This window comes from Amycolatopsis sp. 195334CR, assembly GCF_017309385.1.
Lineage (GTDB): Bacteria > Actinomycetota > Actinomycetes > Mycobacteriales > Pseudonocardiaceae > Amycolatopsis.
Map to the genome: position 1 here is coordinate 2,499,429 of NZ_JAFJMJ010000001.1, position 23,205 is coordinate 2,522,633.

The 23,205-nt window shown below is 71.1% G+C and carries 26 protein-coding genes; 7 read left to right on the forward strand and 19 right to left on the reverse strand.

Annotated features, from left to right (window positions below; translation table 11 throughout):
* Positions 1-18 precede the first annotated feature (18 nt).
* On the reverse strand, positions 19-798 hold the full coding sequence (locus JYK18_RS12150) for a dioxygenase (RefSeq protein WP_206802182.1): 780 nt from the start codon (positions 796-798) through the stop codon (positions 19-21).
* Positions 799-935: 137 nt separating this feature from the next.
* Between JYK18_RS12150 and JYK18_RS12155 the strand changes: the two genes are divergently transcribed.
* Genes JYK18_RS12155 through JYK18_RS12165 form a run of 3 tightly spaced genes read left to right on the forward strand, consistent with a single transcriptional unit; the run spans position 936 to position 3,094 of the window.
* On the forward strand, positions 936-1,523 hold the full coding sequence (locus JYK18_RS12155; RefSeq protein WP_206802183.1) for a PadR family transcriptional regulator: 588 nt from the start codon (positions 936-938) through the stop codon (positions 1,521-1,523).
* Between the two features lie 51 nt (positions 1,524-1,574).
* Positions 1,575-2,267 (forward strand): hypothetical protein, encoded by a 693-nt coding sequence (locus tag JYK18_RS12160; protein WP_206802184.1) that lies wholly within the window; start codon positions 1,575-1,577, stop codon positions 2,265-2,267.
* Between the two features lie 59 nt (positions 2,268-2,326).
* The gene (locus JYK18_RS12165; protein WP_206802185.1) at positions 2,327-3,094 is read left to right on the forward strand and encodes an SDR family oxidoreductase; all 768 of its coding nucleotides are present in this window, start codon (positions 2,327-2,329) and stop codon (positions 3,092-3,094) included.
* On the opposite strand, the gene JYK18_RS12170 is transcribed toward JYK18_RS12165, so the two are convergent.
* From JYK18_RS12170 to JYK18_RS12185, 4 genes are all read right to left on the reverse strand, one after another.
* Positions 3,079-3,483, reverse strand: a complete 405-nt coding sequence (locus tag JYK18_RS12170; RefSeq protein ID WP_206802186.1) for a VOC family protein — start codon at positions 3,481-3,483, stop codon at positions 3,079-3,081. The genes JYK18_RS12165 and JYK18_RS12170 overlap by 16 nt on opposite strands.
* A 42-nt stretch (positions 3,484-3,525) precedes the next feature.
* Positions 3,526-5,013 carry an alpha/beta fold hydrolase gene (locus tag JYK18_RS12175; RefSeq protein ID WP_206802187.1) on the reverse strand — a complete coding sequence of 496 codons (1,488 nt, stop codon included), beginning with the start codon at positions 5,011-5,013 and terminating at the stop codon, positions 3,526-3,528.
* Positions 5,014-5,044: 31 nt separating this feature from the next.
* On the reverse strand, positions 5,045-6,130 hold the full coding sequence (locus JYK18_RS12180; protein ID WP_206802188.1) for a serine hydrolase: 1,086 nt from the start codon (positions 6,128-6,130) through the stop codon (positions 5,045-5,047).
* A 96-nt stretch (positions 6,131-6,226) separates the two neighbouring features.
* The gene (locus JYK18_RS12185) at positions 6,227-7,282 is read right to left on the reverse strand and encodes an amidohydrolase family protein (RefSeq protein ID WP_242579073.1); all 1,056 of its coding nucleotides are present in this window, start codon (positions 7,280-7,282) and stop codon (positions 6,227-6,229) included.
* Positions 7,283-7,314: 32 nt separating this feature from the next.
* Between JYK18_RS12185 and JYK18_RS12190 the strand changes: the two genes are divergently transcribed.
* Complete coding sequence (locus JYK18_RS12190; RefSeq protein WP_206802190.1) at positions 7,315-7,911, forward strand: TetR/AcrR family transcriptional regulator; 597 nt, start codon at positions 7,315-7,317, stop codon at positions 7,909-7,911.
* Here JYK18_RS12190 and JYK18_RS12195 read toward each other — a convergent pair.
* Positions 7,903-8,583, reverse strand: a complete 681-nt coding sequence (locus JYK18_RS12195; protein ID WP_206802191.1) for a TetR/AcrR family transcriptional regulator — start codon at positions 8,581-8,583, stop codon at positions 7,903-7,905. The genes JYK18_RS12190 and JYK18_RS12195 overlap by 9 nt on opposite strands.
* Before the next feature lie 68 nt (positions 8,584-8,651).
* Here JYK18_RS12195 and JYK18_RS12200 point away from each other — a divergent pair, with 68 nt between their 5' ends.
* Positions 8,652-9,758, forward strand: coding sequence for an NAD(P)/FAD-dependent oxidoreductase (locus JYK18_RS12200; RefSeq protein ID WP_206802192.1), 1,107 nt, complete (start codon positions 8,652-8,654; stop codon positions 9,756-9,758).
* On the opposite strand, the gene dnaB is transcribed toward JYK18_RS12200, so the two are convergent.
* From dnaB to JYK18_RS12260, 12 genes are all read right to left on the reverse strand, one after another.
* Complete coding sequence (gene dnaB / locus JYK18_RS12205; RefSeq protein ID WP_206802193.1) at positions 9,755-11,197, reverse strand: replicative DNA helicase; 1,443 nt, start codon at positions 11,195-11,197, stop codon at positions 9,755-9,757. The genes JYK18_RS12200 and dnaB overlap by 4 nt on opposite strands.
* A 360-nt stretch (positions 11,198-11,557) precedes the next feature.
* Positions 11,558-12,352 (reverse strand): ESX secretion-associated protein EspG, encoded by a 795-nt coding sequence (locus tag JYK18_RS12210; protein WP_206804182.1) that lies wholly within the window; start codon positions 12,350-12,352, stop codon positions 11,558-11,560.
* Positions 12,353-12,430: 78 nt separating this feature from the next.
* A complete protein-coding gene (locus JYK18_RS12215; RefSeq protein WP_374195009.1) occupies positions 12,431-13,813 on the reverse strand; it encodes a hypothetical protein in 1,383 nt (460 codons plus the stop codon).
* A gap of 3 nt (positions 13,814-13,816) precedes the next feature.
* Positions 13,817-14,464, reverse strand: coding sequence for a DUF3558 family protein (locus JYK18_RS12220; protein ID WP_206802194.1), 648 nt, complete (start codon positions 14,462-14,464; stop codon positions 13,817-13,819).
* A complete protein-coding gene (locus JYK18_RS12225; protein ID WP_206802195.1) occupies positions 14,464-14,817 on the reverse strand; it encodes a hypothetical protein in 354 nt (117 codons plus the stop codon). The genes JYK18_RS12220 and JYK18_RS12225 overlap by 1 nt, the downstream gene beginning before the upstream one ends.
* A gap of 154 nt (positions 14,818-14,971) precedes the next feature.
* A complete protein-coding gene (rplI, locus tag JYK18_RS12230) occupies positions 14,972-15,427 on the reverse strand; it encodes a 50S ribosomal protein L9 (RefSeq protein WP_206802196.1) in 456 nt (151 codons plus the stop codon).
* A gap of 14 nt (positions 15,428-15,441) precedes the next feature.
* On the reverse strand, positions 15,442-15,690 hold the full coding sequence (gene rpsR / locus JYK18_RS12235; RefSeq protein WP_113695352.1) for a 30S ribosomal protein S18: 249 nt from the start codon (positions 15,688-15,690) through the stop codon (positions 15,442-15,444).
* 34 nt (positions 15,691-15,724) lie between these two features.
* A complete protein-coding gene (locus JYK18_RS12240; RefSeq protein WP_153036613.1) occupies positions 15,725-16,228 on the reverse strand; it encodes a single-stranded DNA-binding protein in 504 nt (167 codons plus the stop codon).
* Between the two features lie 17 nt (positions 16,229-16,245).
* Positions 16,246-16,566, reverse strand: a complete 321-nt coding sequence (rpsF, locus tag JYK18_RS12245) for a 30S ribosomal protein S6 (RefSeq protein ID WP_206802197.1) — start codon at positions 16,564-16,566, stop codon at positions 16,246-16,248.
* Positions 16,567-16,646: 80 nt separating this feature from the next.
* Entirely contained in the window at positions 16,647-17,531 is an 885-nt protein-coding gene (locus tag JYK18_RS12250) for a hypothetical protein (protein ID WP_206802198.1), read from the reverse strand.
* Between the two features lie 118 nt (positions 17,532-17,649).
* Positions 17,650-18,522 carry a hypothetical protein gene (locus tag JYK18_RS12255; protein ID WP_206802199.1) on the reverse strand — a complete coding sequence of 291 codons (873 nt, stop codon included), beginning with the start codon at positions 18,520-18,522 and terminating at the stop codon, positions 17,650-17,652.
* A gap of 122 nt (positions 18,523-18,644) precedes the next feature.
* The gene (locus tag JYK18_RS12260) at positions 18,645-19,466 is read right to left on the reverse strand and encodes a hypothetical protein (protein WP_206802200.1); all 822 of its coding nucleotides are present in this window, start codon (positions 19,464-19,466) and stop codon (positions 18,645-18,647) included.
* A 98-nt stretch (positions 19,467-19,564) separates the two neighbouring features.
* On the opposite strand from JYK18_RS12260, the gene JYK18_RS12265 reads away from it, so the two are divergent.
* Both JYK18_RS12265 and JYK18_RS12270 read left to right on the forward strand, forming a co-directional pair.
* Positions 19,565-20,341, forward strand: a complete 777-nt coding sequence (locus JYK18_RS12265; RefSeq protein WP_206802201.1) for a deoxyribonuclease IV — start codon at positions 19,565-19,567, stop codon at positions 20,339-20,341.
* Positions 20,338-21,675: a glycosyltransferase 87 family protein gene (locus JYK18_RS12270; RefSeq protein ID WP_307795879.1), complete on the forward strand. Its 1,338-nt coding sequence runs from the start codon at positions 20,338-20,340 to the stop codon at positions 21,673-21,675. The genes JYK18_RS12265 and JYK18_RS12270 overlap by 4 nt, the downstream gene beginning before the upstream one ends.
* Here the strand turns inward: JYK18_RS12270 and JYK18_RS12275 are convergent.
* Positions 21,635-23,200 carry a glycosyltransferase family 87 protein gene (locus tag JYK18_RS12275; protein ID WP_206802202.1) on the reverse strand — a complete coding sequence of 522 codons (1,566 nt, stop codon included), beginning with the start codon at positions 23,198-23,200 and terminating at the stop codon, positions 21,635-21,637. The two genes, JYK18_RS12270 and JYK18_RS12275, sit on opposite strands and share 41 nt — an antisense overlap.
* Between the last annotated feature and the right edge of the window lie 5 nt (positions 23,201-23,205).

The following is a 23,205-nucleotide window of genomic DNA, read 5'->3' on the forward strand; positions in this document are numbered from 1 at the left end:
GCCCGGTTTTTTGGTGTGTCAGCCCAGTTGCACGGACCGCTTCGCCAGCCCGTACCAGAACCCGTCGATCACCGTCTTGGGCGCGCCACCCGCTTCGCCGCCCGCGCCGAGCGAGACGAACAGCGGTGCGAAGTGCTCGATCCGCGGGTGCGCCAGGCCGGGGGCCGGTGCCTTGTGCGTGAAGTCGAGGATCGCGTCCACGTCGTTCTTCGCCAGCACCTGCGCGCCCCAGTCGTCGAATTCGGCGGACCACGCGGGCGGTTCGTGGTCGGCGTCGCGGTGCATGTCGATCCCGCTCAGGTTGTGCGTGAAGAAGCCGCTGCCGATGATCAGCACACCCTCGTCCCGAAGCGGCGCCAGCTTGCGGCCCAGGTCGAACAGCTGCGCCGGGTCGAGCGAGGGCATGGAGATCTGCAGCACCGGCACGTCGGCGTCGGGGAACATCTCCACCAGCGGCACGTACGCGCCGTGGTCCAGCCCGCGTTCCGGGTCCTCGTGCACCGGGGTTTCCGCCGAGCGCAGCAGCTTCCGCACCTTCTCGGCCAGCGCCGGTGCCCCGGGAGCGCGGTACTGGACTTGGTAGTAGCGCTCGGGGAAGCCCCAGAAGTCGTAGATCAGCGGCACCGTGGTGGTCGCGCCGATGGTCAGCGGCGCCTCCTCCCAGTGCGCCGACACGATCAGGATCGCCGTCGGCCGCGTCAGCCCGGCCGACCAGTCGGCGAGCTGCCGGGTCCACGTCACGTTGTCGGCGAGCGGCGGCGCGCCGTGGCTGAGGTAGAGCACGGGTGCGGCGGTCATGGCGGTCTCCCGGACAGTACTGGTTGAAAATTCAACTATACGCCTCGTCCGGGGGTGGTGACCATGCGCTGGAGCACAGTCACCGGCACGGGGTACGGGGCCTCTACGCTGAGGTCGTCCATCAAGCGGGAGGGTGCATGTCGGCGACGCGGCTGCTGGTGCTCGGTGCGGTCCGCGGGTTCGGCCGGGCCCACGGTTACCTGGTCCGCACCGAACTGCTGACCTGGGGCGCCGACGAGTGGGCCAACGTCAAATGGGGCTCGCTCTACCACGCGCTGCGCCAGCTGGCGAAGGACGGACTGCTGCGCGCGATCGACGTGCCCGAGTCGGGCGACCGCGTGGACTACGAGATCACCGAAGCCGGTGACGAGGAGTTCTTCCGCCTGCTCCGCGAAGCCCTGCGCCAGCCCGAACTCCGCCAGGACATGCTGACCGCCGGACTGGCGCTGCTGCCCGCGCTGCCCAGGGACGAGGCCATCGAGCTGCTGGAAAAACGGCTGCACGCCTTGGAAAGCGGCCGCGCGGACATCATCGAGCAGACCAGTTCGTGGGCCGATCCCGGGCACGTGCAGGAGCTGTTCGACCTCTGGGTGCACAACACCAGCAGCGGTGCCGACTGGACGCGCGGCCTGATCGATCGGCTGAAGGCGGGCGCGCACACGATGGCCGGGGAGGACCCCACCGGCTTCGGCATGCCGGGCACCTGGACTCCGACCCAGGTCTGAGCTACCTCCGTCCGATGTGGACGGAAGTGGAATGCCGGAGGGTCGACCGGCATGAGAACCCTGTTGCCCGGAGCCGTTTCCCTGCTGCTGGCGCCGCCGCTGCTGCTCGCCGGCGTGCTGCTGCGCCTGCCGCACGACCTGTTCTTCCCCGCCCAGCTCGCCGCCTTCGCGCACGAACCGGACCGGGTGTTCGCCGCGTACAGCTGCTTCCTGCTCGGGATCGTGGTGCTGTGGCCGGGGATCCTGCTGCTGGCCCGCCGGATCGGGGGTGGTTTCGGACCGTGGGGTTCTTGGGGCGCAGTCCTGGTCCTGTTCGGCCTGTTCGCCCGCGCCTTCCACGCCGGGATCGACCACCTCGCCTTCCAGTTGGTGCGCGTGCTCGGCCTGGACACCGCGACCCGGGTGGTCGCCGAGTCCTACGGTGCCTACCACGTGCTGCGGGTGTGCACCGTGCCGATGATCTTCGGCTGGGTGGTGCTGGCGATCGGGGCGTGGCGGTCGCGTGCGCTCGGCCGGGTCGGCGCGGTCGCGCTCGGGGCGATGACCGCGATGCCGGTCGGCGTGCTGAAGGGCACCGAGTGGCTGTCGGTGGTCGCGGCGGTGGGCTTGTGCGTCGCGCTGGTACCGCTGGGCGTGCGCGTCCTGCGCGAGTGCACGTGGCCCGCTCCCGCGGTGGTGGCGCGGTGGAGCGCGCTCGGCGTGGGCACCGTGACGGCCCTGTACTTCCTCGGCCAAGTCGGATAACCCCTGGCTATCACACCAGGTCTTGGACACCTTTCCGGCGCCGCCGCAGCATGGGAACCATGGAACTCACGGGAAAGACCGCAGTGGTGACCGGGGCGTCGCGGGGTATCGGCCGCGCGGTGGCGGAACGGCTCGCGGGAGCGGGCGCGCTCGTCGCGGTGCACTACGGGAGCAACGACGCGGCGGCCGAGGAGGCGGTCGCGAGCATCGAGCGGGCGGGCGGCCAGGCCTTCGCCGTCCGCGCGGAACTCGGGGTGGACGGTGATGTCGACACGCTGTTCGCCGGTCTCGAACGCGGCCTGGCCGGGCGGAAGCTCGACATCCTGGTCAACAACGCGGCCATCGTCTCCGGGAAGCTGGACGAGGTGACGCCCGCCGAGTTCGACCGGCTGTTCGCGGTGAACGTGCGGGCCCCGTACTTCATCGTCCAGCGGGCGGTCCCGCTGCTCGCGGACCACGGCCGGGTGATCAACGTGTCCTCCGGCGTCACCCGGATCGCGTTGCCGGAAACCGCGTACGCGATGACCAAGGGCGCGCTGGACGTGCTCGGCCGGAACCTGGCCAACCAGCTCGGCGACCGCGGGATCACGGTGAACACCGTCGCGCCGGGGGTCACCGAGACCGACATGAACAGCTGGCTCGACCACGAACCGGAACGCGGGAACGCGATGGCGGCGATGGCCGCGCTCGGCCGCATCGGCCGGCCGTCGGACATCGCCGCCGCGGTCGCGTTCCTCGCTTCACCGGACGCCGGGTGGATCACCGGCAACTGGCTCGACGCCAGCGGCGGCCTCTTCCTCGGGCCGCGTCCTCAGCCCGCGTCGTAGGTGCTGAAGGTCCACTCGTAGCCCTCGGGGTCGTGCACGCGGAACCGGTAGGTGCCCCACTCGGTGGCCGCCGGCGGCCAGATCACCTTCGCCCCGGCGGCGCTCGCCTTGGCGTACAAGGCATCCACCTCCTCCTCGGAACCGAGCCGGATCCACAGGCCGTGCCCGACCGTCTCGCCCTTCAACGCCGCCCGGTCGTACCCGGCTTCGTCGGTGAACAGGGTGAAGCTGACCCCGGGCCCGTACCGGAGTTCGGCGTGCCCGATGCCGCCGTGGCCGTCGGAAAAGCACATGGTCTGCTCGAACCCGAAGGCGCGCTGGAACCAGTCCAGCGCGCCCTGGGCGTCGCGGTAGCCGAAGTAACCGTGGAGGGTGGCGGAAGTCGTCATGACCCCAGTCCACCAACGATCGCGGCCGGTTTCGTTCCGCGTTCAGTCGGCTCGGCAGGTGAGGTCCTCGGCGGGCAGCTTGCCGTCGGCGAAGTAGGTGTTGACCGCGTTCTCCGCGCAGGTGTTCGGGAAGTGGCCGAACACCGCGTGCACCCGGACGTCCTGCAGGGTGACCAGCTTCGAGCCGCTCATCGCGTGGTGCAGGTCGACGCCGCTGTCGTACGACGTGCGGGTGTCCCCGGTGGCCTGCACGATCAACGCGGACGCCGAATTCCGCACCACGGTCGGCTTTTCCGCGGGCGGCGCCCAGAACGCGCAGGCGGTGATGCCGTTGGCGAAGGCACCGAAGACCGGCTGCTCGGCCCGCGAGCGCTGGATGTTCCGCCAGTAGTACTCGGGGTCGCGCTGCTCGACCTTGTCCCCGCACAGCACCGCGGACTGCCCGGACATCTGCGTCTCCGGGGTCGGCCGGTAGATGACCTCCAGCGTGCTCGTCAGCGCGGGGTTCGGCTCCACCTGCTTGCCGTCGGCGGCGTCGACGAGCTGCCGCACGTCGGCGGCCAGCGCCGGGTTCGCCCGCGGATCGGCCAGCGAGATGAACACCACGATCGGCAGCGCGTGCTGGTCGAGCTCGTACTGCCCGATCCGGATCGGCCGCTCCGCCGACCGCCGCACCAGGTCCTCCACCACCGCCCTGACCTCCTTGCCGGTGGTCCCGAGGTGGTACTCGGCGTCGCGTTCGGCGGTCCACTCCGCCCATTCGTCCAGCGCCGCCTCGTTCGGCTCGCCCATGTCCTGGAACATCCTGGTGCCGTAGCGCTTCGAGTCGACCGCGCTGTCCAGCACGAAGCGGTCGCTGTGGCGCGGGAACATCTGCGTGTACACCGAACCCAGGTAGGTCCCGTACGACCAGCCGAAGTAGTTGATCTTCCGCTCACCCAGCGCACCGCGGATCACGTCCATGTCGCGGGCGGTGTTGCGGGTGGAGATGTGGCGCAGCACGTCGCCCTCGGTCTCCGCGCACTGCCGCGCCAGGTCCGCCTGCAACCGCACGGTCCGGTCGAAGCTCGCGCGGTCCGCGCCCGACGAGCGCAGCATCAGGCCCACCGGCCAGCCGCAGTCGACCGGGTTCGACCGGCCGATCCCCCGCGGGTCCATGCCGATCAGGTCGTACTTCGCGGTCACCGCCGGCGTCATCGCCTGCTTGACGCCGACCATCATGTCCAGCCCGGGACCACCCGGGCCGCCGGGATTGGACAGCATCACCCCGCGCCGCTGCCCGGGATCGGTGGCCTTGATCCGCGAGATCGCCACGGAAATGGTGCGGCCACGCGGATCGGCGTAGTTCAGCGGCACCTTGACCTCGGCGCACTGCGCGCCCGCCTCGTCGAGTGCCTTGTGGTCGCAGGACTTCCAGTCGAGCTTCTGGTGGTGGAACCGGGCCAGGCCGTTGTCCGCCACCGCGGTGCCCGCCAGCAGGGTGGCCCCGCTGACGGCCACCGCGGCCACCAGTGCGCCGAGCTTCTTCATGTCGTTTCCTTTGCTGTCCGAAGTGGACTGTTCAGGCCGCGCAGACGGCGGCGTCGACGGCCCGCAGCACGGCGGCGGAGCCGGATTCGGTGTCGGTGACCTGGTTGACCGCGACGTTCACCGCGCGGCCGTCGGTGGTGGCCCCGCCGCGGGTGCGGAAGCCGGGAATGCTGCCGCCGTGGCCCCAGAACTCCACGCCGCAGGACACCGGGACGCGGATCAGGCCGAGGCCGTACCCGGCGCCGGGGAAGATGTCGGCGGGCACGGTCCGCTTCATCTCGGCCAGCTGCGCCGGGGGCAGCAGCTCCCCGGACAGCAGCGCGGTGAAGAACCGGTTCAGGTCCTGGCCGGTGGAGACCATGGCGCCGGCCGCCCCGCCCCACGACGGGTCCTGCCGCGTGTAGTCGACCCGCTCCCCGCCGACCTCGTGGTAGCCGCGGGGGTGCGGGCCGTGGATCCCGGTGTCGCCGGGCATCGGGTAGTAGGTCGAGTGCAGGCCGAGCGGGAGGATGACGCGGCGGTTCAGCTCCGTGGCCAGCGGCCGCCCGGTGACCCGTTCGACGAGCAGCCCGGCCAGGACGTAGTTCGTGTTGGAGTACTCCCACTTCGCGCCGGGGTCGAAGTGGGGCGGCAGGGTCATGGCCAGCCGCGCCAGCTCGTCCGCGGTGCGGTACCGCCAGCGGGTCTCGACCGGGTCGAGCTTCTCCAGGTAGTCGGCCAGCCCGCTGGTGTGCTGGAGCAGGTGCCGCACGGTGATCCGCCGGTCGCCGCGGACCGCGCCCGGCAGGTACTGCTCCACCGGGCGGTCGAGCTCGACCCGGCGTTCCGCCACCAGCTGGAGCACGACGGTGGCGACGAAGGTCTTGGTGTTGCTGCCGATCCTGATCCGGGCCCGGTGCGGGAACGGCTGCCCGGTGCGCAGGTCACCCGCGCCGCTGGTGACCTCCCGGCTGCGGCCGCGTTCGCTGAGCACGGCCTGCGCCCCCGGTACGCCCTCGACCCGGACCAGCCGGTCCAACTCCTGCTGGAGCGGCGGCGACGGCGCGGCGGCGGCCGGTACCGCACCCGCCACCACGGCGGCCAGTCCGAACACCACCGCGAAAGTGCTTGCACGCAAGGGAATTCCTCCTCGGAAGCTCGATGCTCACGAGGTTATGGATCTTCCGGGGGCGCGCCCAGGACAGCACTACCCCGACTCTTGGTGGGGCTGGCCCTACTGCTCGACGCCGCCGAGCCAGCTACGGCGGATGGCCCGGGTGGCGCGGATGTCGGCCAGCGGGTCGCCGTCCAGCAGCACCAGATCGGCGCGCTTGCCCGGCTCGACCACGCCCCGGTCGGTCAGCCCGAAGTGCTCGGCGGGCAGGCAGGTGGCCGCGCGCACCGCGTCCACAGTGGTCAGTCCCGCGGCCACGAGCAGTTCGAGTTCCCGGTGCAGGCTCTCGCCGAACGCGGGCTGGAACGGGATGCCGGGCTGGTCGTTGGCGTCGCTGCCGGCCAGCACCGGCACGCCGGCGGCGTGCATCGCGCCGACGCTGCTCTCCGCCGCCCGGTACGCGTCGGGCACCCCCATGGTCTCGGCGACGCCCTCCATCATCACCAGCGTCGGCACCACGACGCGCCCGTCGGCGGCCATGCGCGCGACGTCGGCATCGGTTACCGGGCGGCCGAGCGGGACGTGGGTCAGCACGTCCGCGCCGATGTCCAGGCCGAGGGTGTAGGCCTCGGGAACAGTCGCGTGGGCGACCACCGACAGCCCGCGCGCGTGGGCTTCGTCGGTCAGGGCCCGTGCCACGGCCTCGCTGGGCCCGCCCTCGCCGGGGCCTTCGAGCACGAGCTTGAGGTAGTCGGCCCCTTCGGCGAGGCGATCGGCCACGAACCCCGGTGCCTGCGCGGGATCGCGCACCACCGCCGATTCGGCCATGCCGGGCACCTTCGCGTGCGGTCCGCCCGCACCGATGGCCGGCGTGCCCGCGCTGCGGATCTCGGTGCCGCCCGCGGCGCGCAGCTCGGCCAGCAGTTCCGCGGGCCAGGTGGCCATCGCCAGCCCGGTGGTCACGCCGTGGGCGAGCAGCCGGTCGAGCGCGTCGCGGTCGCGGGGGTGCAGGTGCGCGTCGATGAACCCGGGGAGCAGCACACCCCCGGCCCCGTCGACCACCTCGGCCCCGCTCTCTTCGGAGCCCAGCACCGGGCCGTCGATCACCACCGTGCGCGGTTCGGTCAGCTCCCGGCCGTCGAACACCCGTACGTTCCGCAGCGCCACCCTGGACATGGAACCGAGCCTAGCCATGGTTGGCTGACCGGGTGACCAGGTTGACGCGGGCGCAGCAACAGCAGCGCACCCACGAACGGCTGCTCGAGGCCGGGGGCGCGGTGTTCGCGCGGCGTGGTTTCCTCGCCGCGACCGTCGAGGAGATCGTGGTCGAAGCCGGTTACACGCGGGGTGCGCTGTACAAGCACTTCGACGGCAAGGAAGGCCTGTGGCTGGCGATCACCGAGGCCAGGGCCGAGGACCACCTGCTCGACCTCGGCACCCGCCTCGACCTGGTGTCCGATCGCGACGAACTGGTGGCGGCGCTGGTGCCGGGCGGTCCCGCGTTCGGTGAGGACGTGCCCCGGTGGAGCGTGGCCACCTACGAGTTCTCGGCCTGGCTGGCCGGGCAGCCGGACCTCGCCGCGACCGTGGTCGCCACCCAGCGGCAGCGCGAGGCGCGGATCGTCGAGCTGCTCGACCGGACCTGCGCCCGCCTCGGGGTCCGGCCCAGCATGCCGTTGCCGCGGGTGGTGGTGCTGATCGGTGCCCTCGGCGGCAGCCTCGCCCTGCGCCGCGCGATCGACCCGGCGGCCGACGTGCACGCCGTCGCGGCCGACACCCTCGCCGCGGTGTTCCCGTCAGCGTGAGATGCGGGCTTCGATCCCGTCGAGCACGAAGTCGAGGCCGGTCCGGAAGGTCTCGTCGGCGTCCAGGTGCGGACCGTCGCGCACCATCGACTCCAGCGCGGGGAACTCGCCGGTGGCGAAGGTCCGCTCCAGGTAGGGCCCGTAGGTGTGCTGCCACTGCTCCTTGTCCATGCCGGAGGCCCGCTCGGCACGCCGTTCGGTGATCTCCCGGCGCACCGCGCCGAACACGTACGCGTTGACCGCGGCGACCGCCGGGACGACGGTGTCCAGGTCGACGCCCGCCATCGCGGCCAGCACGGCGTTCCCGCTGGCGAGCGTGTTGGGTCCGAGCTGGGGACGGCCGCCGAGCAGGTCGGCAAGCCATTCGTGCTGGTGGGCGACCCGCCGGGTGCTGGTGGCCAGTGCGCCCAGCACCTCGCGCCAACCGTCGCCGGTGGGCCGGATCTCCGCGTAGACCGCGTCGACCATCAGGTCGAGCAGCTCCTCCTTGGTGGCGATGTAGCCGTACAACCGCATCGGGCCGACGTCCAGCGCCCCGGCGACCTTGCGCAACGACACCGCGTCGAGCCCGTCCGCGTCGGCGAGCCGGATCGCCGCGCGCACGATCCGCTCGCGGCTCAGCGGGGCCGGTACCGGCCGGTCCGGCGGCTCCGGCCGCTCCCACACCAACATGACCCGGACACTACAACGCCCGGCTTGATACAGTGTATTTGCCAATACAGTGTATCGAAGGGGTGGCCATGACCATCGCGATCGTCGGAGCCGGCCTGGGCGGCCTGCTCCTGGCCAGGGTGTTGCGGGTGAACGGCATCGAGTCCGTGGTGTACGAACGGGAGTCGGCACGCGGTGCGCGTGGTCAGGGCGGCATGCTCGACATCCACTCCGGCCAGCGGGCACTGCGCGACGCGGGGCTGCTCGACCAGTTCTTCGCGATCGCCCGCGGGGAAGGCCAGGACATGCGCCTGCTGGAGCCGGACGGCACGCTGCTGCTCCAGGAGGACACCCCCGAGGGCGCGCCACTGCTGCGACCCGAGGTGGACCGCGCCGACCTGCGCGACCTGCTGCTCGATTCCCTGCCCGAGGACGTGGTGCGGTGGGGGCACGCGTTCGAATCCGCCGGTGACGGCGTGGTGCACTTCGCCGACGGCCGCAGCGCGGACTACGACCTGCTGGTCGGCGCGGACGGCGCGCAGTCGAGGGTCCGCGCGCTGGTCACCGACGCCCGGCCGGTGCATCTCGGCCAGAACGTCGTCGAGATCGGCATTCCCGACATCGACCACACCCACCCGGACCTCGCGGCGATGGTCGGCCGCGGCAACTACTGGGTGCTCGGCGACGGGCTTTCCCTGGCGGCGCAGCGCAACGGCGACGGCCGCGTCCGCATCGGCCTCAGCTTCTACCGCACGCCCGAGGACTGGTTCGCCACCAGCGGGATCCCGTTCGACGACCCGGCCGCCGCCCGGGCGCGGCTGGTCGAACTGCTGCCCGGCTGGGACCCGGGGATCACCGCGCTGATCGAAGCCTGCGACGACACGATCGTGGCGCGGTCGATCACCACGCTCCCGCCCGGCCTGACCTGGCCGCCGACGCCGGGCGTGACGCTGATCGGCGACGCCGCGCACCTGATGCCACCGGTCGGCGAGGGCGCCAACATGGCCCTGCTCGACGGTGCCGTGCTCGGTCTCGCCCTGGCCGCCCACGACGACCCCGCCACCGCCGTCGCCGAGTACGAACGCGAGATGTACGCCCGCACCGGCGCGGCGGCCCGCATGTCCGCCGAGATCCAGGAACTACTGACCGCCCCGGACGCGAGCCGGAAGATGCTCGCCTTCTTCCAGCCGTCCTAGCTCTGGGCGAGGTCGGCGAACCGGCTGTAGTGCAGCTGGTGGGCGACCACCACGGTGCTGGTCGGGCCGGCGCGGTGCTTGGCCAGGATCAGGTCGGCCTCCCCGGCGCGCGGGTCGTCGCGTTCCCAGGCGTCCGGGCGGTTGATCAGCAGCACGATGTCCGCGTCCTGCTCCAGTGAGCCCGACTCACGCAGGTCCGAGAGCATCGGGCGCTTGTCGGTTCGCTGTTCGGGACCACGGTTCAGCTGGCTGATCGCGACCAGCGGTACCTCGATCTCCTTGGCCAGCAGCTTCAACTGCCGCGAGAACTCCGAGACCTCCTGCTGCCGCGACTCGACGCGCTTGCCCGAACTCATCAGCTGCATGTAGTCCAGCACCACGAGCTTGAGGTCGTTGCGCTGCTTGAGCCGCCGGGCCTTGGCGCGGATCTCCATCATGGTCATGTTCGGCGAGTCGTCGATGAACAGCGGGGCCTCGCTGATCTCGCTCATCCGCCGCGCCAGGCGGGTCCAGTCGTCGTCGGACATGCGGCCACCACGCATGTCGGCCAGCCGGATCTTGGCCTCGGCCGAGAGCATGCGCATGACGATCTCGGTCCGGCTCATCTCCAGCGAGAAGATGACGCTGCTCATGCCGTGCGTGATCGAGCACGACCTGGCGAAGTCCAGCCCCAGCGTCGACTTCCCGACACCGGGACGGGCGGCGACGATGATCATCTGACCCGGGTGCAGGCCGTTGGTCACCTCGTCCAGGTCGGCGAAGCCGGTCGGGATGCCCTGCGCCGAACCACCGCGCGAGGCGATCGCGTCGATCTCGTCCATGGTCGGCTGGAGCAGTTCCTCCAGCGCCACGTAGTCCTCGCTGGTGCGCCGCTCGGTCACCTCGTAGATGGCCGCCTGCGCGCGGTCGACCACCTCGTCGATGTTGCCGCCCGCGTTGTCCTGGTTGGCGCCGTAGCCGTACTGCACGATCCGCGTGCCCGCCTCGACCAGCCGCCGCAGCACCGCCTTCTCGGCGACGATCTCCGCGTAGTACCCGGCGTTCGCCGCGGTGGGCACGGTGGCGATCAGCGTGTGCAGGTACGGCGCACCGCCCACCCGGCCGAGTTCGCCGCGACGCTCCAGCTCGGCCGAGACGGTGATCGGGTCGGCGGGCTCACCCCGGCCGTAGAGGTCCAGGATGCACTCGTAGACCGCCTGGTGGGCCGGCCGGTAGAAGTCGTTCGGCCGCAGCTCCTCGACCACGTCGGCGATGGCGTCCTTGGACAGCAGCATGCCGCCGAGCACCGACTGCTCGGCCGCCACGTCCTGCGGGGGCTGCCGGTCGAACTCGCCGCCGCCACCGCGGCCACCACCGCCGCCACCGGGTCCCGGCCCGGGGTCCGGCGGACCGGGGTCTTCCGGCTCGTAGCCCGCTCCCCGGTCATCGGTCATGGCCACCGCCGAAGCCTCCTTCACACCCACCAGCCAGCTCGAACGTGTGTTCGAGTGTACGTCAAGTTTCCCCGCACGCTAGATCGCGCGGCGGGCCGTCGCCAAATCCGCCTGTGGACAACCTGTGGATTACTTGGGGATGCTGTCCACCAACCAATCACAGGTGCCCGCCAGGCTGTGGACAGCTTGGGGGCAACCGGTGATCACTCAGCGAAAGTCCCAGGTCAGCACCGGTGTGCCCGGTGTGGAAAAACTCGTTCGGCGTGTCGCGGTGAACCGATCGTTCGGCGTGTCGTCCCCGGGCCGCGCCTCGGTTGTGGACAGCCCCTGTGGACAACTCGCTCGGCTATGTGAGTGAAGCGCAGGTCAGCCGCTCAGCCGGGCCTGCGCGGCCCGCAGCCGGCCCGCGAGTTCCTGCGGCGTGGCCGGGGTGAAGGCGATCGACGGCTCGCCGGCCCCCGGCACCTCCTCGGTCAGCCAGCGGCCCTCGACGGTGTCGATGTAGTTGACCGGCCGGTCGATCCGCTGCCGCCTGCCGGACCGGTTGCGCACCGCCACGTACAGGCTGCCGCCGCCGAGCCGTCGCAGGCTGAGCACGCGCCGCAGCTCCTCGGCTTCGACCGCGCCCGCGTTCGGCCGCGAGTCGCGCATCACCGAGAAGTTGTCCTCCGAGGGCGCCGGGCCGCGGCGGTTGCCGGTGGCCTCGCTCTTCGGCACCACCAGGCGGTTGCCCTTGCCGGGCGCCAGGTTCGGGATCTGCGCGAGGAACTCGGTGAGCACCTCCTCGGGCCGGACCGAGGCCAGCACCACGCCCTCGGCCTCCGGATTGCGCGCGAGCACGAACGCCTCACCGCCGGCGGACCCGGCGAGCAGGGTGTACTTCAGCGGCTTGCCCTCGAACCCGCCGTCCACCCAGGCGAAGTACTCCAGCTGCGGCCGGGCGATCGCCTCGACCACCGCGATGAAGCCGGGGTCGATCCCGCGCCGCCCGGCCAGGCCGTAGCGGGCCAGCTCGGCGTTGGTCCGCTCGTCCTCCGCGCGCTGCGCTTCCTCGCTGAGCCAGACCGGCGTGCTGGAGAGCACCGTGTGCGGTTCGCCGTCCCGGCGGCGGATCAGGTTGAGCAGGGTGCCCGTGGTCAGCGTGACCTGCTTCTCCAGCAACTTCGCCATCCCCTAGTAGTCGACGCAGGTCGCCCGGCCCGCGCGAAGGCGGACCGGGCGAAAAAACCGAATCGGATATTACTCGCCGATCACCGGCGGAGCGGTCAGCTCGTCGGTACCGAACACCTCGTTCGGGTCGTCGCCGAGCAGGAAGCGCGACTGGCGCTCCTCGTCTTCGGCGCCCTGGCCGCGGCCACCACCGGCACCCATACCGCCCATGCCCATGCCGCCGCCCATGCCGCGCGCACCGGCGGCACCGGCTGCTGCCGCGCCGCCCATCGCGGCGCCGCCCATGCCCATGCCCTTGCCCGCTCCGGCACCGGCGCCCGCACCCGACTGGCCACCGGGCCCGAAGCCCGCGCCCGCACCGGCACCACCGGCGCCGATGTTGCCGCCGCTGCCCGGTCCGAAGCCACCACCGCCGCCGGGGCCGAAGCCCTCGGCACCGGGGATCTCCCCCGCGCCGCCCGGCCCGAACCCGCCGGAACCACCGGGGCCGAACCCGCCGGCCGACGGGATCTTGCCCGGCGTGTACCCGGCCGCGCCGGTCCCGCCGTCCCAGGCGGGCGGCTTGTACCCGGGGCTGCCGGGCCCACCGGGCACGTCACCCGGGTTGTAGCCGGGGATGTTGCCCGGGGTGTACCCACCGCTGCCCGGACCGCCCGCGCCGGGAATGTTCCCGGGGGTGTAGCCGCCGCTGCCGGGGCCACCGCCACCGGGGATGTTGGCGCTCGGGATGTTGCCCGGGGTGTACCCGCCCTTGCCCGGCCCGCCGCTGTTCTCGCCGCCGCCGGTGTCGTTGCCGTTCTTGTCCTTGCCGTCGCCGTCGCCGTCGTCCCCGCTGCCGTCCCCGTTCACGTCGACGGCCTGCACCTGGCCGGACATCGCGTTGTAGGTCGGCATGCCCTGGCCGTTGTCCCCGCTGGACTTGAAGTACGCGTTGAACGCGTCGACGTTGGCCTGGCCCTTGGTGTTGTACTCCTCGATCGCGCGGTCGGTGTCGGTCTCCCACGGCGTGATGTCGTTGAGGAACCCGCTGTCCGGCGGCTCCTTCGGCACCTCCTGCACCTTGGAGTGCACCGTGGTGAACGCATTGAACTGCTCGCCGAGGTACTTGTCGCTGTCATCCAGCTTGTCCTTGGAGTCCTGCATCCACACCTTGAGCGGGTGGCCGCCGGACTTCGCCGCGTCGCCGGAGGTCCCGGTCCACGCCGCGTCCATCTCCGCGGTGAGCTGGTCGATGGTGGAGATGCGGGTCTCGTAGTTGCCCTTGAGGCGGCCGGCCGCGCCCTGCCCGTCGGACAGCGACTGCGGGCCCTCGCCGGTGGTGATCTGCTGCCAGATCTGGTAGCAGTCGATCTTGCGGTCACCCTCGCCCGTGCTGAAGCTGCCGGACTCGTCCTGGGTGGCCGCGCCGTAGGCGGCCGCCCCGGCGACGATCGGGATCAGGAACAGGACCATGGCTCAACCGCCCTTCACGGTGTCGATCATGGCGCCGGCGGTCTTCTCGACCACCGGGCACGGCTGGGACTTGTCCGGACCGGAGCCGATCCGCACCGAGACGAACGCGGCGAACTGGTCGTTCAATCCGACGTACATCCCGCAGGAACCACTGGCGCGCTGGTCGGTCTGCGAGGCGAAGACGGCCGGGTACCCGCCGATCTCCTGCGGCTCGAAGTAACCGAACTCGTCCTTCTGGTCGTAGATGTCGCTCAGCCCGTTCGGGTTCTTCTCCTGGGCGGCGATCTCGACCCGGTTGGTGTCCTCCGCGGTGAACTTCCAGCTGCAGCTGGGGCCGGTCGCGGCCTGGCGCGGGGTGCCGTCGCCGAGGCCGAGTTCGGAGAGCGCGGAGGACGAGAGCGTGGCGCAGACGTCCCCGGTGAACTTCGCGGTGTCGATCGGGGAGGACACCTTCGGGGCCGATCCGGTGGAGCCGCCGGGGGCGGAGCTCTCCTCACCGGACGGCGAGCTGGAGGCGGGGGGCTTGCCGCCGGGCACGGTGGCGGTCGGGATGTCCCCGGCGCTGCCCTCGTTGCCCCCGCCGCAGCCCGCGAGCAGGGCACCGGCGGCGAGCGCGGCGGTGGTCAGACCGACAAGACGCTGGCTGTTCATCAGGCCTGCTCACCCGTCTTCTTCAGCGCGGCCTCGGTGTCGGCCTCCTTGTTGGTCATGCTGTTCTTCGCCGCTTCCAGCGCGTCGATGTAGTTCGTCACGTAGTCGCGCATCTTCTGGTTCTGGTCCATGAACGCCTTGACCGAGGGACCGGCGAGCTTGGCGAAGTCGCCGCTGGCGAACTCCTTGCCGGGTGCCTTGACCGCGGCCATCAGCTCGGCGTCGGTGTAGTCGTTGTCCAGGTCGTCCAGCAGGTCTTTCCACTTCTTGATGACCGCGTCGATCTGGTCACCCTGGAAGGTGAACCCTCCGCCGTTGCCCCCCGGCGCGGACATGCTGACTGGGCCAGTCATTCCGGTTCGTCCCCTTTCGACAACCCCGAGTACCCCACAGTTGAGTTCCGGTCGTCAACCACTCTGACGTGCCGACGGCGCAAGCCGTTCCCCACGTATATACGCCAAAAGGGCCGCGCTCCGGGTGGAGGGCGGCCCTTTTGCGTACCTGGCGTTACTTGGCGACGACCTCGAGGCGGAGGTCGGCCTTCACGTCGGGGTGCAGCCGGGCGGTGACCTGGTGCTTGCCGACGGTCTTGATGTGCTCGCGCAGCTCGATCACGCGCTTGTCGAGCAGCGGGCCACCGGCGGACTTGATCGCCGCGACGATGTCGTTGGTGGTCACCGAGCCGAACAGCTTCTTCGAGCCCTCGGCCGCCTTGGCGGACAGCTGGATGTGCCCGAGGTTCTCCAGCGCGGTCCGCACCTCCTTGGCGTGGTCGAGGTCGCGGATCCGGCGGGACTCCTGGGCCCGGCGGATGGTCCGCACGTTCTTCTCCGCGCCCTTGGTGGCGGGAATGGCGTACCCACGCGGCAGCAGGTAGTTGCGCGCGTAGCCGTCCTTGACCTCGACGAGGTCGCCGGGACCGCCCAGGTTCGCCACGTCAGTGGTGAGAATGATCTTCGCCATGATGTGACCCCCCCTTAGCGTGCGGTCGAGGTGTAGGGCAGCAGCGCCATCTCGCGGGAGTTCTTGACCGCGATGGCGACGTCACGCTGGTGCTGGCTGCAGTTGCCGGTGACCCGGCGGGCCCGGATCTTGCCGCGGTCGGAGATGTACTTCCGCAGCAGGTTGGTGTCCTTGTAGTCGATCGCCTCGGGGCGACCCTTCTTCTCGGCCTTGCAGAAAACGCAGACCTTCTTCTTCGGCTTACGAATGGGTGGCTTGGCCACTGTCGACTCCTGGAATAGCTAAGTAATGAATGGATCAGAAGGGGGGCTCGTCGTTGAAGCCGCCACCGCCGCCGCCTCCGGCGGGCGGGGCCGAGCCCCACGGGTCGTCGGCCGGGGCGCTCCCGCCGCCCTGGCCACCGCCGAAGCCGCCACCACCGCCGCCGCCGCTACCGCGGCTGACCTTGTTGACCTTGGCGGTGGCGTAGCGCAGCGAGGGGCCGATCTCGTCGACCTCGAGCTCCACGACCGTGCGCTTCTCGCCCTCTTTGGTCTCGAAGGACCGCTGCTTGAGCCTGCCCTGCACGACCACGCGGGCACCGCGGGTCAGCGACTCGGCGACGTTCTCCGCCGCCTGGCGCCAGATGTTGCAGCGCAGGAACAGGGCCTCGCCGTCCTTCCACTCGCCGCTCTGGCGGTCGAAGGTGCGCGGGGTCGACGCGACGGTGAAGTTCGCGACGGCCGCACCGGACGGGGTGAACCGCAGCTCCGGGTCGGAGGTCAGGTTGCCGACCACCGTGATGACGGTGTCTCCAGCCATGGGCTCGTACCCCTCCGTCAGGCCTTGACGGCCGGCTTGGCGGCGCGCTTGACCTCGCGGCGCATGACCTTGGTGCGCAGCACCGACTCCTGCAGCGACAGCTGCCGGTCGAGCTCCTTCACGGCTTCCGGCGTCGAGTTCAGGTCGAGCACGGCGTAGATGCCTTCGGCGTGCTTCTTGATCTCGAACGAGAGCCGGCGGCGACCCCAGACGTCGACCTTCTCGACGTCCCCGCCCGTGGTGCGGATCACGTTCAGGAACGTGTCCAGCGTCGGGGCGACGGTCCGCTCGTCGAGGGTGGGATCCAGGATGACCATTACCTCGTAATGGCGTGACACAACCACTCACCTCCTGTGGGCTCACGGCCATGGAACTTCCATGGCAGGAGGGTTTGTCAGGAGGAGACTGTACCCGCCGCCTACGACGCTTTCCGCAGCACCCAGGTCCGGACCAGCGCGGCGGTCACCCCGGCGAGCGCGACCACGGCCAGCAGCATCGGCAGCTGGACGCTGTTGCTCTGCTGCCCGGGGGCGGCCAGCGCGTCGGCGTTGCCCGCGTTCTGCACCTCGGGCGCCTGGGTGGTGTTCGGGTCCGCGCCGAGGATGCCGAACTCGGGCGAGGTCGGACCGGGGGCGGCGGAGCCGTAGCGCGCGCCGGGCGGCAGGGCGACACCGGGCGTGGCGGCCGGGATGTTGCTGTAGTCCGGCGGCGGCGCCATCGTGCTGCCGGTGCCGAGCGGCAGCGTGCCGGGCACCGAGCCCTGGTTGCCGCCGGTGCCGGGCTGGCTGCCGGTGGACCCGCCGGGCTGCGTGGTCGGCTGCTCGCTGGTCGGCTCGCGGTAGTCGCTGGCGTAGGCGGTCAGGCCGCAGTTGCCCGCGACCTTCTTCTCCACGTTGGCGAGCGTCTTCTTGCGGTCGATGCCCAGGCCCCACGAACCGGTGTCCTCGAGCGCCTTGGCCACCGCGAGGCCGATGGCCGAGCCGGAGACCTGCGTGCTGGACACGCCCGAGCCGACCTGGCCGACCTCGATCGAGGCGACCTTCGCGATGTCGTTGGCCGCCCAGTCACCGACGGCGAGCGTGCCCGCTTCCTGCGCGCCCGCCTTGACCAGCGCCTTGACCGAGGCACCGGTGATCGCCACGGTGTCGCCGCTCACGCCGGTGACCCCGGCGGTGCAGCTGCCCGCCTGCAGCGTGGTGGCCGCGGCGGTCCCCGTCGACAGTGCCAGCCCGCCGGTGGTGAGAGCGGCGATGGCCGAGGCCGTCAGTACCGAGCGGAAGGTCTTGGTCAGTCGGTGCCGCACGAGCGCTGTCCTCCGGTTCGGGGATTTCGGGAGATTCGGAAGGCGTCACACAAGATAACGAGCCGGGTACGCAAAAGATACTCGCTTGTGTGGATCTTGCTTACCGGAAGGGTGGTTTTTACGCGGCGACCTTGCGCAATACCCAGGTGCGCACCAAGGCCGCGGTAACTCCGGAAAGCGCCAGCACCGCGAGCAGTACCGGGAGTCCGGTGCCTTCGGTGAAGCCGCCGCTGGGCAGCGCCTCGGCGCCGCCCGCGTTCTGCACCGCGTCGGGCGCGACGGGCTGCCCGTCCGCGCCGAGAATGCCGAACTCCGGGGCGTAACCCGGGATCTGGCCGCCGTAGCGAACACCCGGCGAAGGGCTGTAGATACCGGCGGTGGCCATCGGGATGGTGCTGTAGTCGCGCATCGGCGCGAAGCCGGTGGAGAAGTTCGTCGGCAGGTTCGCGAACGCGGGCACGCTGCCGCCGAGCACCTCGCTGTTGGACTGCGGGATCGGCACGACCGCGCCACCCGGCCCGGTCTGGGGCGCGCCACCGGTGCCGGGGCTGCTGCCCGGCGGGGTCTGCGGGCTGCCCGGCTTGCTCTCCGGTGCCTGCTGCCCGCCGTTCAGCACGCCGACGGTGCCGCTGTGCACCCCGTCGACCACGCCCTTCGTCGCGTCCGCGATCGGCGCGCCGACGCCGGGCACCGGGGCGACCACGGTGTCGATCACCGTCACGGTGACCTTGCACAGCCCGCCGAGCAGGCCGTCGACCACACCGGTGAGCACCTTGGTGGCCTCGTTGACGATGCCGAGGTTGAGCGGGATGCCGAGCAGGGGTGTGGTGCCGAGAATGGTGTCACCGGGTTTGGCGGTCACGGAGCTGCCGCACGGCACCTTCTTCGTGTCGGCCGCCGACGCGGTGGCCGGGGTGGCGATCGCGGCCGAGCCCGCCAGTAGGAATGTCGCCGCCCCCACGGCGGCCGTTCGCTGGATCTGCCTGCGCATCGCCAAAGCCCTCTCACCCTGCCCATGCCCTGCTCCCCGGTTCAACGACGGTAACCGGGTCGGGTGACGGTGCGCGCGCCGAAGAACCCGTGCGAACGGGTGGAATCGGCGGTTACGGAGAGTCAGGCGGCGCGGCGGCGGAGCCAGGTCCTGGCCAGCAGCGCGGCCACCACGACCACGGCGAGCACCGCGATCAGCAGCGGCACCCGCTGGGGCGGGGTGGCACCGGGCAGCGCTTCGGCGGTGCCGGAGTTCTCCGCGAGGACCTGCGGCGGGAGCTGCTCGCCGAGGTTCGGCGCGGCGGGCGGGGTGACCCCGGGCGGGATGACCGGGCCGATCATCGCGGCCGGGCCGATCAGCGCCTGGCCGAGCGGCAGGAAGCTGGAGTCGATCCCGCTGCTCGCGTCGCCGCCGGTGCCGTCGCCACCGCCGGGATTGGTCTCGACCGGACCCTCGACCGGCGGGTCGTCCTCGGTCGGCGGCTCGGGCTGCGGCTCCGGCTCTGGTTCCGGGGTGTCGTCGCCCGGCGGGAGTTCGGCATTGTCGCCACCGAGCAGGCCCTGCGTGGTCGCGCCGACGGCGTTCCCGGCGGTCTGCGTGGTGTCGCAGAGATTGCCCGCGGTGTCCGCCACCAGCCCGGTCTTGCTGATGTCCAGCCCGTCGAGCGCTTCCTTCACCGGGAGCGACAGCAGCGGCTTGTCCTTGCCGTTGCCGCCGGGCGACTTCGAGCTGAGGCCGAGGTCGAGCAGGCCGGGTGCGTTCGCGGCGGCACCGAGGTCGACGGTCAGCGGCTTGCCGTTCGCGCCCTTGAGCGTGGCATCGCATTCGCCGACGATCACCGGATCGACGCCCTCGGCGGCGTTCGCCGTGCCGGGCAGCGTGAGCGCGGCGGACATCGCCACCATGAAGCCGACCGCACCGATCCGATTCGCGTTCCTGCTCATGCGTCGCCTCCCTGTTCACGCACCGCGCTCAAAAGGTAGCCCATGAACGTGATCGGCGGTGCTTCGAGTGGGAAGTTTTCCGCCGGTACCGTGCTCCCATGCAGATCGGTGCGCATGTTCGTGACGACGACCCGTTGCCAGCGGCCAGGGAACGGGGCGCCCAAGTGGTGCAGTTCTTCCTTTCCGACCCGCAGGGCTGGAAAGCCCCGAAACGGCATCCGAGCGCGGACGAGATTTCGGCGGACGAGATCGAGGTCTTCATCCATTCGCCGTACCTGATCAACGTGGCCTCGCTGAACAACCGCATCCGCATCCCGTCGCGCAAGGGCGTGGCGCAGCACGCGGCCGGTTCCGCCGAGGTCGGCGCGAAGGGCCTGATCGTGCACGGCGGCCACGTGCGCAAGGGCGAGGACCCGGCCGAGGGACTGGCGAACTGGCGCAAGCTGTTCGAGCGGCAGGCCGAGAGCGGCGGGTTCGCGGTGCCGATCCTGATCGAGAACACCGCGGGCGGCGACGGCGCGATGACCAAGGACCTGGAGATGATCGCCCGCCTCTGGGACCAGGTCGGCGAGTTCGGCGCGGGGTTCTGCCTGGACACCTGCCACGCCTACGCGGCGGGCTGGGACCTCGACGGCGTGGTGGACCGGGTCAAGGCCATCACCGGCCGGATCGACCTGGTGCACCTCAACAACTCGCGCGACGAGTTCGGCTCCACCCGCGACCGCCACGCGAACGTGGTCGGTGGCGACGGCACCATCGATCCCGAGGTGCTGGCCGAGGTGGCGCGCACCGCGGGTGCCCCGGTGGTGGTGGAGACGCCCGGTGACGGCCAGGCCGCCGACATCGCCTACCTGCGGGAAGCCACAGCCCGGTGACCACCAAGAAGCTCAGCCGCGCCGCGCTCGCCGTGCTGGTGGTGCTGTGCGGCGTGACCATGGCGCTGGGCTTCGCGAACAAGGACCGCTGCACCGGCCCCGAGTTCGACGTCTGGGGCCGCAGCGGTCCGGACTACACCCAGCGCAGCTACGCCGACGTCTGCTACTCCGACATCCAGCACCTGTGGATCGGCCGCGACATCGACCGGCACGTGTTCCCCTACGTCGACGGCGCGCTGGAGGACGGGCAGCTGACCGGCGGCTCGGTCGAGTACCCGGTGCTCACCGGTGTGCTGATCTGGGCGGGCGCGTTCTTCGTCGACACCGACGCCGGCTTCCTGCTCGCGTCGGCGCTGCTGCTGGCGCCGTTCGGCCTGCTCACCGCCTGGCTGCTGGGGAGAATGGCGGGCTGGCGCTCGCTGTGGTGGGCGATCGGCCCGCCGCTGGTGCTCTACGCCTTCCACAACTGGGACCTGCCGGTGGTCGCCGTCGCGGTGGCCGCCTTCTTCGTCACGCTGTTCGGCAAGCGGCCGCTGCCGCAGCGCGCCGCGATCGCCGCGGTCCTGCTCGGCCTGGGCTTCGCGCTCAAGCTGTACCCGGCGATCTTCGTGATCCCGCTGGCGCTGTACGTGCTGACCAACGGCGAACGCGAGGACAGCCGCTACGACGTCCGCGGCGCGTTGCGGGTGGTCGCCATCGCGGCGGGCACCGGGGTCGCCGCGAACCTGCCGTTCATGCTGGCCGGCTTCGAGGGCTGGTGGGCCTCGTTCGAGTTCCAGGGCGACCGGAAGGTCGACGTGTCGACCAACTCCATCTGGTTCTGGGCGTTCCGGCCGCTGTCCGATCCGGACAACGAGACCTTCCAGAGCGTGATGAACGTGGTCTCGCCGACGCTGATGCTGGCTTCGTTCGCCGTGGCGTGCGTACTCGGCTGGCAGCGCTACCAGCGCGACGGCGGGTACCCGCTGCTCCCGGTCTCGGCCGCGATGCTGTGCGGATTCCTGTTGCTGCACAAGGTCCACTCGCCGCAGTACACGCTGTGGCTGCTGCCGATGTTCGTGCTGCTGCGGATCCCGTGGGGCTGGATCGTCTCCTACCTGATCGCCGACCTGGCCATGGGCATCGGCATCTTCCGCTGGTTCGCGGTGCTGGGCGAAGGGGCGGGCGTCGGCATCTACGACGGGTTCGCCGCGCAGGCGGTGGCGATCGGCGTCTGGGGCCGGGCCGCGTTGCTGGTCGCCCTGTTCTTCGTGTTCCTGCGGGCCGAACCGGTGGTCCGTGAGCGGCCCGGGGTCACCGACTTCGCCCGGTCAAGGCTGGTGACCTGCGGGTGAACACCCCGCCCTGGTAGACGACCACGTCCCTGGCGCGGTCGAGCACACCGCCGGTCGGGTCGTCGTCCCCGGCGGTGCGCACCGGGTCCTTGTCCGGGCGCCGGATGTCGCGGATGACCAGCACGCACAACGCCAGCACGGCCAGGTCGCGCACCACCACTGTGCCGAGGAACCAGCCCTCGGGCAGGCCGCGGTTGTCCTCGCCGAGGTAGAAGAACATGCGGGGGGCCCACACCAGCGCGTCGAGCACCATCCAGCCGAGCAGCAGCCGCCACCGCGGGAGCGCCAGCACCGCCAGCGGCACCAGCCACAGCGAGTACTGCGGGCTCCACACCTTGTTCGTCAGCAGGAACGCGGCCACCACCAGGAACCCGAGCTGGGCGAACCGCGGCCGGATCCGCGCGTTGAGGCCGAGGAAGGCGATGCCGGCGCAGCAGGCGAGGAACAGCACGGCGGTCACCGTGTTCAGCCAGACCGGGCTCTCCCCGGACCGGAGCACACCGTCGAAACCCGACCAGCCGGTGAAGTGGGAAATGACGTTGTACAGCGAGTCCGGGTCCATCCCGCGTTCGCCGTTGAGCCGGAAGAACTCGCGCCAGCCGACCGGGTAGGCCAGCGCGATCGGCAGGTTCACCGCCAGCCACGCACCGGCCGCGGTCAGCGCGGCGGTGGTCCACGCGCGGACCTTCCCCGCTCTGATGCAGAGGATGAGCAACGGCCCGAGCAGGAACAACGGGTACAGCTTCACCGCCGCGCCCAGGCCGATCAGCAGTCCGGCGAGCATCGGCCGCCGCCGCGACCAGGCGAGCACCCCGCCCGCGGCGAACGCGGTGGCGAGCGTGTCGAAGTTGGTGAACGCGTGCACCAGCACCAACGGGGACACCGCGACCAGCGCGGCGTCCCACGGTCGCCGGCGGTTGGTTCTCGCCACCGCCCACACCGTGGCCAGCCAGGCGATGGCCAGCCACAACGCGGAGATGTTGAAGTAGATGGCCACCGGGATGGCCCCGGGCAGGAAGCCCGCGTCGGCGCCGGAGAGCCAGGCGTCGGTCAGCTTCGCGTTGACCCACTGGAACAACCCGGACAGCACCGGGTACTCCATGTACCGGATCTGCGCCTCGGAGGTGCCCTCGTTGTCCACCCAGCTGGTCTTGTACGGGAAGGCGCCGGGTTCGTTGAGCCGTTCCGCGCTGTAGAGCGGGACCACGTCCGAGTAGCACATCGCCACGTACGGGCGACCCGAGCGCCAGTCGAGCTCCTGGCTGCCGTCCTCGCCGGGGTACTGCTGGATGCACGCGGCCTTGCCGAACCAGCTCAGTGTGAGACCCACCACCGCGAGCAGCAGCGCCACGCGCAGCGGGGACCAGAACCAGTGCCTGCCCAGCGCCGCGTGCTCCCCCACCGGACCGCCGAACGGGCGGGTCGCCCCGGCCGCGAGCGCGCTGGTGTGGCTGGGCAGCACTCTGTGCGCCGCGTCCAAGGAGACCGGGTCGGTCACGGTGGTCTGCTCGGGCTCGGTGGGCACGGGCC